14 protein-coding genes are annotated in these 16,334 nt (G+C 60.7%); 10 read left to right on the top strand and 4 right to left on the bottom strand.

Going from position 1 to position 16,334, the window contains the following annotated elements:
- The 5 genes from P0Y58_00615 to fdhA all read left to right on the top strand — a co-directional run bounded on the left by P0Y58_00615 (position 1) and on the right by fdhA (position 6,394).
- On the top strand, positions 1–336 hold the full coding sequence (locus P0Y58_00615; protein WEK30726.1) for a sarcosine oxidase subunit delta: 336 nt from the start codon (positions 1–3) through the stop codon (positions 334–336).
- A complete protein-coding gene (locus P0Y58_00610; GenBank protein WEK30725.1) occupies positions 333–3,347 on the top strand; it encodes a sarcosine oxidase subunit alpha in 3,015 nt (1,004 codons plus the stop codon). Before P0Y58_00615 ends, P0Y58_00610 begins: the two co-directional genes overlap by 4 nt.
- 74 nt (positions 3,348–3,421) lie before the next feature.
- Entirely contained in the window at positions 3,422–4,054 is a 633-nt protein-coding gene (gene soxG, locus P0Y58_00605; protein WEK30724.1) for a sarcosine oxidase subunit gamma family protein, read from the top strand.
- Positions 4,055–4,066: 12 nt separating this feature from the next.
- Positions 4,067–4,924 carry a formyltetrahydrofolate deformylase gene (gene purU, locus P0Y58_00600; GenBank protein ID WEK30723.1) on the top strand — a complete coding sequence of 286 codons (858 nt, stop codon included), beginning with the start codon at positions 4,067–4,069 and terminating at the stop codon, positions 4,922–4,924.
- 270 nt (positions 4,925–5,194) lie between these two features.
- Positions 5,195–6,394, top strand: coding sequence for a formaldehyde dehydrogenase, glutathione-independent (gene fdhA / locus P0Y58_00595; GenBank protein WEK30722.1), 1,200 nt, complete (start codon positions 5,195–5,197; stop codon positions 6,392–6,394).
- 377 nt (positions 6,395–6,771) lie between these two features.
- Here fdhA and P0Y58_00590 read toward each other — a convergent pair whose 3' ends face one another.
- Positions 6,772–7,212 (bottom strand): RHS repeat-associated core domain-containing protein, encoded by a 441-nt coding sequence (locus P0Y58_00590; GenBank protein ID WEK30721.1) that lies wholly within the window; start codon positions 7,210–7,212, stop codon positions 6,772–6,774.
- A 203-nt stretch (positions 7,213–7,415) separates the two neighbouring features.
- On the opposite strand from P0Y58_00590, the gene P0Y58_00585 reads away from it, so the two are divergent.
- Positions 7,416–7,982 (top strand): DUF2780 domain-containing protein, encoded by a 567-nt coding sequence (locus P0Y58_00585; protein ID WEK30720.1) that lies wholly within the window; start codon positions 7,416–7,418, stop codon positions 7,980–7,982.
- A 199-nt stretch (positions 7,983–8,181) separates the two neighbouring features.
- On the opposite strand, the gene P0Y58_00580 is transcribed toward P0Y58_00585, so the two are convergent.
- The 3 genes from P0Y58_00580 to P0Y58_00570 all read right to left on the bottom strand — a co-directional run bounded on the left by P0Y58_00580 (position 8,182) and on the right by P0Y58_00570 (position 11,678).
- Positions 8,182–9,078: an RHS repeat-associated core domain-containing protein gene (locus P0Y58_00580; GenBank protein WEK30719.1), complete on the bottom strand. Its 897-nt coding sequence runs from the start codon at positions 9,076–9,078 to the stop codon at positions 8,182–8,184.
- 118 nt (positions 9,079–9,196) lie between these two features.
- A complete protein-coding gene (locus tag P0Y58_00575; GenBank protein WEK30718.1) occupies positions 9,197–10,546 on the bottom strand; it encodes an APC family permease in 1,350 nt (449 codons plus the stop codon).
- A gap of 244 nt (positions 10,547–10,790) precedes the next feature.
- A complete protein-coding gene (locus P0Y58_00570; protein WEK30717.1) occupies positions 10,791–11,678 on the bottom strand; it encodes an acyltransferase in 888 nt (295 codons plus the stop codon).
- Between the two features lie 185 nt (positions 11,679–11,863).
- On the opposite strand from P0Y58_00570, the gene P0Y58_00565 reads away from it, so the two are divergent.
- From P0Y58_00565 to creD, 4 genes are all read left to right on the top strand, one after another.
- Complete coding sequence (locus P0Y58_00565) at positions 11,864–12,364, top strand: ATP-dependent zinc protease (protein WEK30716.1); 501 nt, start codon at positions 11,864–11,866, stop codon at positions 12,362–12,364.
- A 182-nt stretch (positions 12,365–12,546) separates the two neighbouring features.
- The gene (gene creB / locus P0Y58_00560) at positions 12,547–13,227 is read left to right on the top strand and encodes a two-component system response regulator CreB (GenBank protein ID WEK30715.1); all 681 of its coding nucleotides are present in this window, start codon (positions 12,547–12,549) and stop codon (positions 13,225–13,227) included.
- Positions 13,227–14,660, top strand: coding sequence for a two-component system sensor histidine kinase CreC (creC, locus tag P0Y58_00555; protein WEK30714.1), 1,434 nt, complete (start codon positions 13,227–13,229; stop codon positions 14,658–14,660). The genes creB and creC overlap by 1 nt, the downstream gene beginning before the upstream one ends.
- 205 nt (positions 14,661–14,865) lie before the next feature.
- Positions 14,866–16,194, top strand: a complete 1,329-nt coding sequence (gene creD, locus P0Y58_00550) for a cell envelope integrity protein CreD (protein ID WEK30713.1) — start codon at positions 14,866–14,868, stop codon at positions 16,192–16,194.
- The last annotated feature ends 140 nt before the right edge of the window (positions 16,195–16,334 follow it).

Below are 16,334 nucleotides of genomic sequence, written 5' to 3'. Positions count from 1 at the left end.
ATGTTGCATATTTTCTGTCCCCACTGCGGCGAGCTGCGCTCCGAAGAAGAGTTTCACGCCTCTGGCCAGGCGCATATCGCCCGCCCGCTGGACCCAGCCGCCTGCTCCGACGAGGAGTGGGGTACCTACATGTTCTACCGTGACAACCCGCGCGGTATTCACCATGAACTGTGGGACCACGTTGCCGGTTGCCGCCAGTACTTCAACGTCACCCGCAACACCGTGACCTACGAAATTCTGGAAACCTACAAGATTGGCGAGAAACCGCAAGTGACTGAAGGCGGCAAGCAGAACAGCGTACCGTCGACCGTCAAAGGCCAAGGGGAAAAAGTATGAGCCAGACCTATCGCCTCGCCAGCGGCGGCCGTATCGACCGCAGCAAGGTCCTGAACTTCACCTTCAACGGCAAGACCTACCAGGGTTATGCCGGTGACAGCCTGGCCGCCGCGTTGCTGGCCAATGGCGTCGACATCGTGGGCCGCAGCTTCAAATACTCGCGCCCACGCGGCATCATCGCAGCCGGTACCGAAGAGCCGAACGCCATCCTGCAGATCGGCTCCAGCGAAGCCACCCAGATCCCTAACGTGCGTGCTACCCAGCAGGCGCTTTACGCAGGCCTGGTCGCCACCAGCACCAACGGCTGGCCGAACGTCAACAATGACGTCATGGGCATCCTCGGCAAGGTGGGCGGCAGCATGATGCCGCCGGGCTTCTACTACAAAACCTTCATGTACCCGAAATCGTTCTGGATGACTTACGAGAAGTACATCCGCAAAGCAGCCGGCCTTGGCCGTGCACCGCTGCAGAACGACCCGGACAGCTACGACTACATGAACCAGCACTGCGACGTGCTGATCGTTGGCGCCGGCCCTGCTGGCCTGGCCGCTGCACTGGCTGCAGCACGCAGCGGCGCCCGTGTGATCCTGGCTGACGAGCAGGAAGAGTTTGGCGGCAGCCTGCTCGATTCGCGTGAAACCCTCGACGGCAAGCCTGCCGCCGACTGGGTCAACGCTGTGATCAAAGAGCTGGAAAGCCTGCCGGACGTGACCCTGCTGCCACGCGCCACGGTCAACGGCTACCACGACCATAACTTCCTGACCATTCACGAGCGCCTCACCGACCACCTCGGCGACCGCGCCCCGATCGGCCAGGTACGCCACCGTGTGCACCGTGTACGCGCCAAGCGCGTGGTACTGGCGCCGGGCGCCCACGAGCGCCCGCTGGTGTACGGCAACAACGATGTGCCGGGCAACATGTTGGCCGGTGCTGTTTCCACCTACGTTCGCCGCTACGGTGTGGCCCCTGGCCGCAAGTTGGTGCTGTCGACCAACAACGACCACGCCTACCGCGCTGCGCTGGACTGGCACGACGCCGGCCTGCAAGTGGTCGCCATCGCCGACGCCCGTCACAACCCGCGTGGCTCGCTGGTTGAAGAGGCGCGTGCCAAAGGCATTCGCATCCTCACCTCCAGCGCCGTGGTAGAGGCCAAAGGCAGCAAGCACGTGACCGGCGCCCGCGTGGCAGCCATCGACGTGCAAGCGCACAAAGTCACCAGCCCAGGCGAAACCCTGGAGTGCGACCTGATCGCAACTTCCGGCGGCTACAGCCCGATCGTCCACCTGGCGTCGCACCTGGGCGGTCGCCCGGTGTGGCGTGACGACATCCTCGGCTTCGTGCCGGGCGATGCACCGCAGAAACGCGAGTGCGTGGGTGGCATCATCGGCGTCTATGCCCTTGGCGACGTGATTGCCGATGGCTTCGAAGGCGGCGTGCGCGCAGCTACCGAAGCCGGCTTCAAGGCTACCGTTGGCACCCTGCCGAAAACCGTTGCCCGCAAGGAAGAGGCCACCGTGGCACTGTTCCAGGTGCCGCACGACAAAGGCACTAAAGGGCCTAAGCAGTTCGTCGACCAACAGAACGACGTGACCGCCGCCGGTATCGAGCTGGCCACCCGCGAAGGCTTCGAGTCGGTCGAGCACGTAAAACGCTACACCGCACTGGGCTTCGGTACCGATCAGGGCAAACTGGGCAACATCAACGGCCTGGCCATCGCCGCCCGTTCGATCGGCATCACCATCCCGGAAATGGGCACCACCATGTTCCGCCCCAACTACACGCCGGTGACGTTCGGTGCGGTAGCGGGCCGTCACTGTGGTCACCTGTTCGAGCCCGTGCGCTTCACCGCCCTGCATGCCTGGCACGTGAAGAACGGCGCCGAATTCGAGGACGTCGGCCAGTGGAAGCGCCCTTGGTACTTCCCGAAAGCCGGTGAAGACATCCATGCTGCCGTGGCCCGCGAATGCAAGGCGGTGCGTGACAGCGTCGGCCTGCTGGACGCTTCGACCCTGGGCAAGATCGACATCCAGGGCCCGGACGCGCGCGAGTTCCTCAACCGCATCTACACCAACGCCTGGACCAAGCTCGACGTGGGCAAGGCCCGCTACGGCCTGATGTGCAAGGAAGATGGCATGGTCTTCGACGACGGCGTAACTGCCTGCGTCGGCGACAACCACTTCATCATGACCACCACCACTGGCGGCGCAGCGCGCGTACTGCAGTGGATGGAGCTGTACCTGCAAACCGAATGGCCGGAACTGAAGGTGTACTTCACCTCGGTCACCGACCACTGGGCGACCATGACCCTGTCCGGCCCCAACAGCCGCAAGCTGCTGAGCGAGCTGACCGACATCGACATGGACAAGGAAGCCTTCCCGTTCATGACCTGGAAGGAAGGCAACGTCGGCGGCGTACCGGCCCGCGTGTTCCGTATCTCCTTCACCGGTGAGCTGTCGTACGAAGTCAACGTGCAGGCCAACTACGCCATGGGCGTGCTGGAAAAAATCATCGAGGCCGGCAAGAAGTACAACCTGACCCCGTACGGTACCGAGACCATGCACGTACTGCGTGCCGAGAAGGGCTTCATCATCGTTGGCCAGGATACCGATGGTTCGATGAACCCGGACGACCTGAACATGAGCTGGTGTGTGGGCCGCAACAAGCCGTACTCGTGGATTGGCCTGCGTGGCATGAACCGCGAAGACTGCGTGCGCGAAAACCGCAAGCAGCTGGTAGGCCTGAAGCCGGTCGACCCGACCAAATGGCTGCCGGAAGGTGCCCAGCTGGTCTTCGATCCGAAGCAGCCGATCCCGATGGACATGGTTGGCCACGTCACCTCCAGCTACGCCTCCAACTCCCTGGGCTATTCGTTCGCCATGGGTGTGGTCAAAGGCGGCCTGAAGCGCATGGGCGAGCGGGTTTACTCACCGCAGGCTGACGGCAGTGTGATCGAGGCGGAGATCGTGTCTTCGGTGTTCTTCGATCCGAAGGGTGAGCGGCAGAACGTCTAAGGCCCCGGATGGCGGCGCAGCCTGATCGCCCGGCTGCGCTGCCCTGATGAACAAGAATTCAAGGCAGGTAAGAAATGAGCGCTATCAACGTCTACCAGCAAAACCCCGGCGCCGAGGCCAAGGCCCAGTCGCCACTGCACCACGCCGACCTGGCCAGCCTGGTTGGCAAAGGCCGCAAGAACGCAGGCGTAACCCTGCGTGAAAAGAAATTCCTCGGCCACCTGACCCTCCGTGGCGATGGCCACAACCCGGAATTCGCCGCCGGCGTGCACAAGGCCCTGGGCCTGGAGCTGCCAGTAGCCCTGACCGTGGTCGCCAACGGTGACACCTCGCTGCAATGGGTCGGCCCCGACGAGTGGCTGCTGATCGTGCCTGGTGGCCAGGAACTGGCGGTCGAGCAAAAGCTGCGTGCGGCCCTTGAAGGCCAGCACATCCAGGTGGTCAACGTCAGCGGCGGGCAGAGCCTGCTGGAACTGCGCGGCCCGAACGTGCGCGAAGTGCTGATGAAGTCCACCAGCTATGATGTTCACCCAAACAACTTCCCGGTGGGCAAGGCTGTCGGCACCGTGTTCGCCAAGTCGCAACTGGTGATCCGCCGCACTGCCGAAGACACCTGGGAACTGGTGATTCGCCGCAGCTTCTCCGACTACTGGTGGCTGTGGCTGCAGGACGCTTCGGCCGAATACGGCCTGAGCATCGAGGCTTAAGGAGAGCAGAACATGAGTCGGGCACCGGATACCTGGATTCTCACCGCCGACTGCCCGAGCATGCTCGGCACCGTCGACGTGGTGACGCGTTACCTCTTCGAGCAGCGCTGCTACGTGACGGAGCACCACTCCTTCGATGACCGGCAGTCGGGGCGTTTCTTCATTCGCGTGGAGTTCCGCCAGCCGGACGATTTCGACGAGGCAGGCTTTCGCGCCGGCCTCGCCGAGCGCAGCGATGCGTTCGGCATGACGTTCGAGCTGACCGCACCCAATCACCGCCCCAAGGTGGTGATCATGGTGTCCAAGGCTGACCACTGCCTGAACGACTTGCTGTATCGCCAGCGCATTGGCCAGTTGGGCATGGACGTGGTTGCGGTGGTGTCCAACCATCCCGATCTCGAACCATTGGCGCAATGGCACAAGATTCCGTACTACCACTTCGCCCTCGATCCCAATGACAAGCCTGCGCAAGAGCGCAAGGTGATTCAGGTGATCGAGGAGACCGGAGCCGAGCTGGTGATCCTCGCCCGTTACATGCAGGTGCTGTCGCCCGAGTTGTGCCGGCGCCTGGATGGCTGGGCGATCAACATTCACCACTCGCTGTTGCCAGGTTTCAAGGGCGCCAAGCCTTACCACCAGGCTTACAACAAGGGCGTGAAGATGGTCGGTGCCACGGCGCACTACATCAACAACGACCTGGATGAAGGGCCGATCATTGCCCAGGGCGTCGAGGTGGTGGACCACAGTCATTACCCGGAAGATTTGATTGCCAAGGGCCGCGACATTGAAGGCCTGACCCTGGCGCGGGCGGTGGGTTATCACATTGAGCGGCGGGTGTTCCTCAACGCCAACCGGACTGTAGTTCTCTAATTCCTGTACCGGCCTCTTCGCGGGACAAGCCCGCTCCCACAGGATCATCGCTACCTTCAAAAAAGCGGTGAGCCTGTGGGAGCGGGCTTGTCCCGCGAATGGCCTCACACAATTCCACCTGCCGCTAAAAGGCATCTCTCTGTCGCTCCCAGTCAGTGCATCCGGCCCCATCAGGCCCACAATCTCCTGCATTCCAGTAACACAAGCCGCCCACGGAAGGCGGCGCGTTCAACCACCGCTGCATAAATACAAATCAAGCGAGGTAAGAGCATGTCTGGCAATCGTGGAGTGGTGTATCTCGGCGCTGGCAAGGTCGAAGTACAGAAAATCGACTACCCGAAAATGCAGGACCCGCGCGGCAAGAAGATCGAGCACGGCGTCATCCTCAAGGTGGTCTCCACCAACATCTGCGGCTCCGACCAGCACATGGTCCGCGGCCGCACCACTGCCCAGGTCGGCCTGGTTCTGGGCCACGAAATCACCGGTGAAATCGTCGAGCTCGGCCGTGACGTCGAGCGCCTGAAAATCGGCGACCTGGTGTCGGTACCGTTCAACGTTGCCTGCGGCCGCTGCCGCTCCTGCAAAGAGATGCACACCGGCGTGTGTCTCACCGTCAACCCGGCCCGTGCGGGCGGTGCCTACGGCTACGTCGACATGGGTGACTGGACCGGCGGCCAGGCCGAATACGTGCTGGTGCCATACGCGGACTTCAACCTGCTGAAACTGCCTGACCGCGACAAGGCCATGGAAAAGATCCGTGACCTGACCTGCCTGTCCGACATCCTGCCAACGGGCTTCCACGGTGCCGTGACTGCCGGCGTAGGCCCAGGCAGCACCGTTTATGTCGCTGGTGCCGGCCCGGTCGGCCTGGCCGCCGCTGCCTCGGCGCGCCTGCTGGGCGCTGCTTGCGTCATCGTCGGCGACCTTAACCAGGCCCGTCTGGCCCACGCCAAGTCGCAGGGCTTCGAAGTGGTCGACCTGTCCAAAGACACCCCGCTGCACGAGCAGATCATCGACATCCTCGGCGAGCCGGAAGTGGACTGCGCCGTCGACGCCGTCGGCTTCGAAGCCCGTGGCCATGGCCATGAAGGCGCCAAGCACGAGGCCCCGGCCACCGTGCTGAATTCGCTGATGCAGGTTACCCGTGTTGCCGGCAGCATTGGTATCCCGGGCCTGTACGTAACCGAAGACCCAGGTGCATCGGACGCCGCTGCCAAAATCGGCGCACTGAGCATCCGCTTTGGCCTCGGCTGGGCCAAGTCGCACAGCTTCCACACCGGCCAGACCCCGACCATGAAGTACAACCGCCAGCTGATGCAGGCGATCATGTGGGACCGCATCAACATTGCCGAAGTAGTTGGCGTGCAGGTGATCAACCTGGATCAGGCGCCGGAAGGGTATGGCGAGTTTGATGCGGGTGTGCCGAAGAAGTTTGTGATCGACCCGCACAAGATGTGGGGCGCGGCGTGATTTAGTTTAACCGAATAGAAAGCCCCTCCTTAGAGGGGCTTTTGACAATAATATTCAGTGGTGCTGGAATTAATAGGCTATCAACTTTTTGGGTCGCGTATGGCCCCGGGGGCAGCAGACATGAAATTATAGTTGAACGTTTTCTTGTCTTCATTGTAGGACGGCAATTTTGATATGACGCGGCTTGTGACTTGTCTGGTGCCTCCTGACACAGCTCCGAACGTGTTGCGTGCGTAGACAACGCCCGAATAACCATACGCTTTGCGGCCGGTTAGGTTTGATATATTTTGTATAAAAGAATCACCCTTTGGCGAAGGGTCGGCAGAGTAGCATGCGATTAAGTGAATGTCATACTTTCCAGTGTCAAATCCTTGATTTTAAATTGCGCGAATCCACCGCTCAGGTGAAAGCGTTTTGTTTTCGTTTGATAGCCCACCTGTGCTTCCATGATTAACCGCAGTGATGGCAAGTTTGCCCTTTTCGGTCGGGTGTTTGGCCATGTAGACAAAGCCGCCGCCTACTACATTTGCCCGACCGCTATAGGATTTTCCTCGTTCGAAGAACCGGTAGTGTCCGCTGGGGTCGGAGTAATTGACAGGATCGTTTCCTGCATACGCGTAGCTGTTTATCCCACCATCCCTAAAAGGGCTCAGGCTATCAGGTTGGCAAAATTTCATCAGCATGGGTTGATATGATCTATATCCGTTCCCGAGCAAATAACTCTGCGTCATCTCTTCCAAGTGCTCACCATTGAAAGCAAGTGTACTCACCATTGGCGTTGGTTTTGCTAAGTATCCGTAAGGCGTATATAAATTCATTGGTGTCGTCCCGAATTGATTAATCTGACTCTGCCACGTTGTAAATTTAAGTCTCTCTCTATCGTGTCTGCGCGGCTACTGGTAGAAATGTCAGGTCGACACCGGCAGCGGCTGGCCCTTTAAAGATGGTTAGGAACAAATGCCTTGCCAATGAGTCAAATGACCCGTTTCCCAGGCCATCCCGGCCAACGAGGTCCCTCCCGATGAAAGCATTCACCCTGGCAACCCTGATGACCCTGGCCGCAAGCCCGGTGTTCGCCTTCAACCTCAGCGACGCTGCCAACGCCGTGTCCGCCATGCAGAACCAGAAGCAACAAGGCCAGGTACAGGCGCCCGAGGCGCAGGCCAATCTGCTCAACACCCTGGGCAGCGAATTGAAGATCACCCCCGAACAGGCCGTGGGCGGGGCGGGGGCGATGTTGGGGCTGGCGCGTAACAACCTCAGCAGTGATGACTATGGCCAGCTGACCAAAGCGGTGCCGGGGCTGGACTTGCTCGCCGGGGCCAATGCGCTGGGCGGGTTGGGTGAAATGCTGGGCAAGAACAGTGATAGCCAATCGGCGTTGAGCAATGCGCTGGGGAACAACGTAGAAAACCGCAGCGACCTGGACACTGCGTTCAAGGCGCTGGGGATGGATAGCGGGATGATCGGGCAGTTTGCGCCGCTGATTCTGCAGTATCTGGGGCAACAGGGTATTGCCGGGTCGTTGCTGCAGAACCTGGGAAGCCTTTGGACTACGCCGGTACCGGTGAGCACACCTTCGGTCTGAATGAGCTGATTCTTCAGCCATTGGCAAGAAGCGTTGGTTTGGCGAGCATAATCAAGTCGTTGGCGCACGTAGCCAAGCGGTCAAGTCACGTTGCACTTTCGCTGCTCTGAGAAACAGCTTTCTGTTTGTGGCCTGAGTTGCTCAATCGGCATATGACGAAGCCGCTAGTTGGTCTCGTTTATCGGAAGTGCCTCGACCGTTATTCGTTACGTATTGTGATGGCGGAAATCGCCATTGTTGGCATATATTCGTTGTGCATTTCAGTTAATCTGGTGAGGAAATAATCAATTTTATTTATTCTTTCAACGTTTTCTGGTGAGATGGGTGTTCCTTGACGTTGTTTGTATTCCACATATTTTGTAGCGTTAAGTCTCCGGTTGTAGTGTTTCATGTATGTATCGAGGATTACTCGGTGCTTTTTAGGATGAAATTGAATAGGAGTAGGAATGGGTGGCTCAAATGGGATAAAAGTATTTGAGCTGAAGGTCGGTCTCGTATGTGGCTTTTTTTCGTGCAGGCGCGCGTTGAGCTGTGAGTAAGCAAGTTTACCCTCTGAAGTCGCCAGTGCAAATCTCACTTCCTTAATGGGCTTTTTTGGCCCAGGGGCACTGCGTCCTAGCATTCGATTGAGCAGCCCCATCAACCTGTTGTGCCCTGTTGGGTCTGAATAGTTGATGGGATCACCCGTGCAATAACCGTAGGCATTCAGGCCACCCTCATCAAATGGACTAAGACTGTCAGGTGCCAGGAAACGCATCAGTGTCGGCCCATAGGCGCGATACCCTTGACCCAGCAGATACATCCCGGTCAGTTGCTCACGGGCCTCTCCGTTAAACCCCAGCCGGGGCGCCGCGGCTGCTGAGCGTGGGTCATGCCCATAGGTTGAGTAGGCATACGCGATCCGTGCCTGCCCGATATGCGCCTGCAGCAATGATTTCTGCACATCTGTAATCAACAACCGGCTTTCAGCCCCCGAGTTGTTGCAGCGCCGTTCAGCCAATGGCTGATCCGCACCCCGCAGCAGGGTCAGACTTTGAGCACCCTCGATCTCAAGCGTGAGCTGTTCACTGTGGTAGAAATAAAGGCGTTGATTCACGATGGCGGGCTCGCGTGGGGGACTGGGTTCCGTTCAGTTTCCCCTTCAGGTGCGTCCGCCACAACTGGCATAAATACCAGGCAGACGCCCCGGCCGACCAGACTACGGCACTGATGGCTCAGCCTGCTTCGGAGAAGTCCACCAGGCGCACTGGCCGGCGGAAACCGGCAGTCAGTGTCGCCAGATAAGCCAACCCCAGGGCAAACCAGCACAATCCGATCACCAGCGTCAGCGCCGACAGGCTGGTCCACAGCCAAAGCGTCAGCCCCAACCCCACCAGCGGCACCACGCCATAGCTCAGCAGCCCCTTGGCGTTACGCTGGCTGGCATCGTCCATCAGGTGCGTCTTCACCACCGCCAGGTTCACCGCCGAGAACGCCACCAACGCACCAAAGCTGATCAGCGAGGCGAGGGTAGTCAGGTCAATCACCAACGCCAGCAGCGAAAACGCTGACACCAGCAAGATAGCGAACACCGGCGTGCCGAAGCGCGGCGACAGGTAACCGAAGCTGCGGCGCGGCAGTACGTTGTCACGGCCCATGGTGAACAGGATGCGCGACACCGCCGCCTGCGAGGCCAGTGCCGAACCCAGGCTGCCTGCCACATATGCGGCGGTGAAGAAGTTGGTGAGGAACTGCCCGCCCGCCTTGAACATCACTTCGTTGGCCGCTGCATCGGCATTGGCGAAGCTGCTGCCCGGTAGCACCAACTGGCTGACGTAGGCCAGCAGGGTGAACAGCAAGCCGGCGAACAGGGTGGTGAGGATGATCGCCCTTGGAACATCACGGCGGGCATCGCGGCATTCTTCGGCCAGGGTCGAGACCGCATCGAAGCCGAGGAACGACAGGCACAGTACAGCGGCGCCAGCCATGATCGGGCCGAAGCCAGGCTGTGAGCCATCGCCCAGCAACGGCGACAGCAGGTCGAGCGGCTGGCCAGCCAATGTCTGGCAGGCCAGCGCGACAAACACGCCGATAAACACGATTTGCGCGCCGACGATCAGGTTGCTGGTCTTGGCCACCGAGTTGATGCCGACCACGTTCAGTACGGTCACCAGGGCGATACAGGCGAGCACGAAGGCCCAGGCCGGCACTGCCGGGAAGGCGATGTTGAGGAACAGGCCGATCAGCAAGTAGTTGATCATCGGCAGGAACAGGTAATCCAGCAGCAGCGACCAGCCGGCCAGGAAGCCGACGTTGGGGCCGAAGGCCATGTTGGTGTAGGAGTACGCCGAGCCCGCGACCGGGAAGCGCTTGACCATGAAGCTGTAGGACGCGGCGGTGAACAGCATGGCCACCAGCGTGACCATGTAGGCGCCAACGGTTCGACCGCCGGTGAGTTCGGTCACTATTCCATAAGTGGTGAAGATGGTCAGCGGGACCATGTACACGAGGCCGAAGAACACCAGGGCGGGCAGGCCGAGGACGCGGCGGAGCTGGGCGGGGGCGGAGCTAGGTTGGGTGGCCATTGATCGATCCAGGCATTTTTGTAGTTGTGCTTTGGTCGATTTTTATCCACTTAGGTGGTGGAAGACAAAAAAGTAATCCTAATGATGATTATTAGTCTGGGTTTTAATCAGGTTTATGTACTGACTGAACTGGCCTCTTCGCGGGCACGCCCGCTCCCACAGGTATCGCGCAGAGTTCAAAGACGGTGGAGATCATGTGGGAGCGGGCGAGCCCGCGAAGAGGCCAGTTCAGGCAGCAAAACCCTCAGCCCATCTCCGCCCGCAACTGCTCGATCCGCTGGTCCTTTTCCAGCCACAGCTGGTTCACCCAGGCTTGCACGGTCTGGCGGAAGGCCGGGTCATTCTCGTAATCTCCCGCCCACAGCTCAGGGTCCAGCTCCCGCACCTGAATGTCGATAATCACCCGGCTAATGCTGCCATTGAGCAACGCCCAGAACCCTGGCGCCTTGTTGCCGGGGTAGACGATGGTTACATCCAGCAAGGCATCCAGTTGCTCACCCAACGCTGCAAGCACGAACGCCACACCACCCGCCTTGGGCTTGAGCAGGTAGCGGTACGGCGACTGCTGTTCCTGGCGCTTGGCCTCGGTGAACCGCGTGCCTTCCAGGTAGTTCACAACGGTCACCGGCTGGCGCTTGAACAGCTCACATGCCGCCTTGGTGATTTCCAGGTCCTTGCCCTTTAGCTCCGGGTGCTTCTCTAACAACGCCTTGCTGTAGCGTTTCATGAACGGGTAGTCGAGGCCCCACCAGGCCAGGCCCAGCAGCGGCACCCAGATCAGCTCCTTCTTCAGGAAGAACTTGAAAAACGGTGTACGGCGGTTGAGGCTTTCGATCAGCGCCGGGATGTCGACCCAGGTCTGGTGGTTGCTTACAGCCAGGTAGGAGGTGTCCTTGCGAAGGCTCTCGACACCGCGGATATCCCACTGCGTAGGGATGCACAGGGCAAAGATGGCCTTGTCGATCTCGGACCAGGCTTCGGCGACCCACATCACGGCGGCGGAGGCATAGTCGCGGCCACTGCCCGGCAGCACCAGTTTGAGCAGGGCGAAGGCCAGTAGCGGGCAAATCATCACCACGGTGTTGATCAGTAGCAGGGTGGTTGTAAGAATGCCGGTCAGCAGGCGACGCATAAAGGTACTCGTGTTGTGGGCTGTAAGCAGTCAGCAATGATAAGCAGCGTTGCGGCCTACGCCAAATGCCCAATGCCCTGCGGCGGGCACAAATGTTTCACATTATGTTGATTACCCTGTGACGACGAACCTATTCAACGGGTGCAGTCTAAGCACTGTCCTCAATCAAGGAAGGAAGCTAACCGGTGAAATCACTGCTTGCCCTGTTGTCGCTGTGCGCCTTGCCGGCCCTGGCCGCCGAGCCGACCATTTATGGCCGTTACGAGAATATTGCCCTGCCGGAGATTGGCGAAACCCTGAAAGCCAAGATGGACACCGGTGCCTTCACCGCGTCGCTGTCGGCCAAGGACATCGAGCTGTTCACCCGTGATGGTGACGAGTGGGTGCGCTTCCGCCTGGCAACCAAAGAGTCGGACGGCAAAGTTTACGAACACAAGGTTTCGCGTATCAGCAAGATCAAAGGCCGTGCCGATGAGGAGGAGGAAGGCGATGCGCCAGAAATCTCCAAGCGCCCAGTGGTTGACCTGGAGCTGTGCCTGGGTGATGTGAAACGCACCGTGGAAGTGAACCTGGTGGACCGCAGCAGCTTCAACTACCCGCTGCTGATCGGCTCCAAGGCGCTGCGCGAGTTCAAGGCCGCCGTTAACCCGGCCAAGAAGTTCACCGCTGGCAAGCCTGACTGCTGACTCCAAAACCAGACTGGCCCTCCGTTGTAGGAGCGGCCTTGTGTCGCGATCGGGCCGCAAAGCGGCCCCAGCAACCTCTGCATCACGCCGAAATCCTGGGGCCGCTTCGCGCCCCTTTCGCGACACAAGGCCGCTCCTACACAATAGTGCATCGCCATTGAGATCTGCACAGGCCGCACGCCATGCCCCACATCCTCATCGTCGAAGACGAAGCCGCCATCGCCGATACCTTGATCTACGCCCTGCAGGCCGATGGCCACAGCACCGAATGGGTAACCCTGGGCAGCGCCGCCCTCGAACAGCAGCGCCAGCGCCCGGCCGACCTGATCATCCTCGACATAGGCCTGCCCGACATCACGGGTTTCGAAACCTGCCGCCAACTGCGCCGTTTCAGCGAAGTGCCGGTAATGTTCCTCAGCGCCCGTGACGGCGAAATCGACCGGGTGGTAGGCCTGGAAATCGGTGCCGACGACTACGTGGTCAAACCCTTCAGCCCGCGTGAAGTGGCCGCGCGGGTACGGGCGATCCTCAAACGCATGGTGCCCAGAGCCGAGCCTGCCGGCGAAGCTACCCTGTTTCAGCTCGACACCCTGCGCATGCAGATCACCTATCGCAGCCAGCCACTCACCCTGACGCGCCACGAATTCCGCCTGCTGCAGTGCCTGCTGGAGCAACCGCAACGGGTCTTCAGCCGCGAGCAGCTGCTGGACGCTCTGGGCGTGGCCTCTGACGTTGGCTACGAGCGCACCATCGACAGCCATATCAAAAGCCTGCGCGCCAAGCTGCGCCAGGTAGTCAGCGACGCCGAGCCGATCCAGACTCATCGCGGCCTTGGCTACAGCTACAGCCCGGACCATGCCTGATGCGCCTGGGCATCCGGATTTTTCTGGTGTACTTCCTGTTCGTCGGGTTGGCGGGCTACTTTCTGCTCAACACGGTGCGTGAACAGATCCGCCCGGTGGTGCGCCAGTCTTCGGAAGAGACGCTGGTGGACACAGCCAACTTGCTGGCCGAGATCCTGCGCGATGACGTCAAGGCCGGTACCCTGAGCCAAAGCCGGCTGCCAGAAGTGCTCAAGGCCTACGGCTCGCGCAGCCCGGGTGCGCAGATCTGGGGCCTGGCCAAGAATCAGGTCAGCCACCGCATCTATGTCACCGACGCCAAAGGCACCGTGCTGCTGGACTCCAGCGGTGAGGCGCTGGGCAAGGATTACTCGCAGTGGAACGACGTACTGCTGACCCTGCGTGGCGAGTACGGTGCCCGCTCCACCCGCAGCGACCCGAACGATGAAAGCACCTCGGTGATGCACGTTGCGGCACCGATCATGGATGCCAGCAAGATCATCGGCGTTGTCACTGTCGCCAAGCCCAACAGCTCACTGCAACCGTATATCGACCGCTCCGAGCAGCGCCTGCTCACCCTCGGCCTGGGGTTGATTGGCCTGGGCTTGCTGATCGGCGCGGCGTTGTCGTGGTGGCTGGCGCGCTCGCTGCGCAAATTGGCCGCTTATGCCCAGGCGGTCAGCGAAGGTGAGCGTGCGGAGCTCCCGCATTACAAGGGCGGTGAGCTGGCGAATCTGGCCCAGGCGGTAGAGCGCATGCGCACGCAACTGGAGGGCAAGGCGTATGTCGAGCGCTATGTGCATACCCTTACCCATGAGCTGAAAAGCCCACTGGCTGCCATTCGCGGGGCCTCAGAACTGTTGCAGGATGACATGCCGGCCGAGCAGCGGGCACGCTTTGCCGGCAATATCGAACGTGAGAGCGAGCGCTTGCAGCAAATGATCGAGCGCCTGCTGAACCTGGCCAGGGTCGAGCAGATGCAGGCGCTGGAGGATGAACAGCAGGTGGCGCTGGCGGCGCTGGTGGACGAATTGCTGCTGGCCCATGTTGCGCGTATCGAAGGCGCCAGTTTGCACGTGCGTCAGCGGGTACCAGCCGGTTTGCGCTTGTTGTGCGACCCGTTCCTGATGCGCCAGGCGCTGGCCAACCTGCTGGATAACGCGCTGGATTTCACCCCCGAGGGTGGCGCGCTGCTGTTTGACCTGGAGCGCGATGGCGAGCGGGTGGCGTTGAGCCTGTTCAACCAGGGGCAGGCGATACCCGCGTATGCCATCGGGCGAGTCAGCGAGCGGTTCTACTCGCTGCCACGGCCGGGGAGTGGGCGCAAGAGTACCGGGCTGGGGCTGAACTTTGTGGCGGAGGTGATGCAGTTGCATGGCGGGGCATTGGCGGTGGATAACGTCGATGGCGGGGTGCGGGTGAGGTTGTGGCTGCCGGTGCGGCGTATCAGCTGAAATTGCCGGGGCTGCTGTGCAGCCCTTCGCGGGCCCGCCCGCTCCCACAGTTACCGCGCATGGCCGAAGTATGTGAAATACCTGTGGGAGCGGGCATGCCCGCGAAGGGGCGCGCAGCGGCCCCAAAAACACACAATCTCCACACAGTTTCCCCAAGGCCTCCACGCAAGGCGCAGACACTGCGCCCATTGCCACAGGAGGCCCCATGAACAAGACCCTCGGTTACAAACTCGGCATGATCGCCGTGCTGATGTTACTGCTGCTCATCCCGCTGCTGCTGATCAACGGCCTGATCGATGAGCGCCAGGCCCTGCGCGACAACGTACTGCGCGACATCGCCCAAAGTGCCAGCTTCGACCAGCAGCTCAGCGGCCCGCTGTTGGTGGTGCCGTATCGCAAGTACCAGCGCCGCTGGATCGAAAAAGACGGCGAGCGTACCCAGGAAACCAGCACCATCGCCGGTCACCTGTACTTTCTGCCGGAAACTTTCGACGCCGACTTGGGCGTAGAGACCGAACTGCGCGCCCGCGGTATCTACCAGGCCCGGCTGTTCCACGCGAAAGGGCGTATCAGCGGCCGTTTCAAGCTCCCGGAGCGCTGGGGCATAGACAAGGACTTCGACGACTACCGTTTCGACAAACCGTTCCTGGTGGTGGGCATCAGCGATATCCGTGGCATCGAGAATGGCCTGGAACTGAGTATGGATGAGCAAAAGGTGCCATTCGAGGCAGGCACCCAGCTCGACTGGATGCGCGGTGGCGTGCATGCCAGCCTGCCGAGGCTGGACGGCCTGCAGGCGCGGGAGTTCAGTTACGGCTTCGACCTTGCATTGCAGGGCACCGGCCAGTTGCACATTTTGCCGGTGGGCCGCACCAGCAGCGTGGCCATGCGTGCCAACTGGCCGCACCCAAGCTTCGTCGGCAGCTACCTGCCCAACCGTCGCGACATCGACGCCCAGGGCTTCAGTGCGCATTGGCAGACTTCGTTCTTTGCCACCAACCTTGAAGATGCCCTGCGCCAGTGCGCCACCGCCGGGCAGTGCGCAGACTTCAGCGAGCGCAGCTTCGGCGTGAGCTTTGTCGACCCGGTGGACCAGTACCTGAAAAGTGAGCGGGCGATCAAATATGCGTTGCTGTTCATCGCGCTGACCTTTGCCGGTTTCTTCCTGTTCGAAGTGCTGAAAAACCTGAGCGTGCACCCGGTGCAGTACATCCTGGTCGGCGTGGCGCTGGCGTTCTTCTACCTGCTGCTGCTGTCGTTGTCCGAGCACATCGGCTTTGGCCTGGCGTATGGGCTGTCGGCCTCGGCGTGTGTACTGCTGATTGGCTTCTACCTGAGCCATGTGCTGCGCAGCCTGGGGCGAGGCATCGGATTTGCGGCGGGGTTGGCGGCGCTGTATGCGCTGCTCTACGGGCTGCTGAGTGCCGAGGACTATGCGCTGCTGATGGGGTCGTTGCTGTGCTTTGGCTTGCTGGGGGTGTTTATGGTGCTGACCCGGCGGCTGGACTGGGCGCGGGTGGGGAGAGCGGCATGAGGGAGGACAAAGAAATTGGGCGGTGGTTGGCCTACAGAATTGGGAAGCTATTTCCTGTAGTGCCCAGGTAAGGCTTGGGGCTGCTCTGCAGCCCATTCGCGGGGCAAGCCCGCTCCCACAAGATTTCACAGGACTCAAGG

Origin of the sequence: Candidatus Pseudomonas phytovorans, assembly GCA_029202525.1 — a bacterium.
GTDB classification, from domain to species: Bacteria; Pseudomonadota; Gammaproteobacteria; order Pseudomonadales; family Pseudomonadaceae; genus Aquipseudomonas; species Aquipseudomonas phytovorans.
Note: the sequence above shows the minus strand (reverse complement) of the source record. Positions and strands in the feature narration are given on the sequence as shown.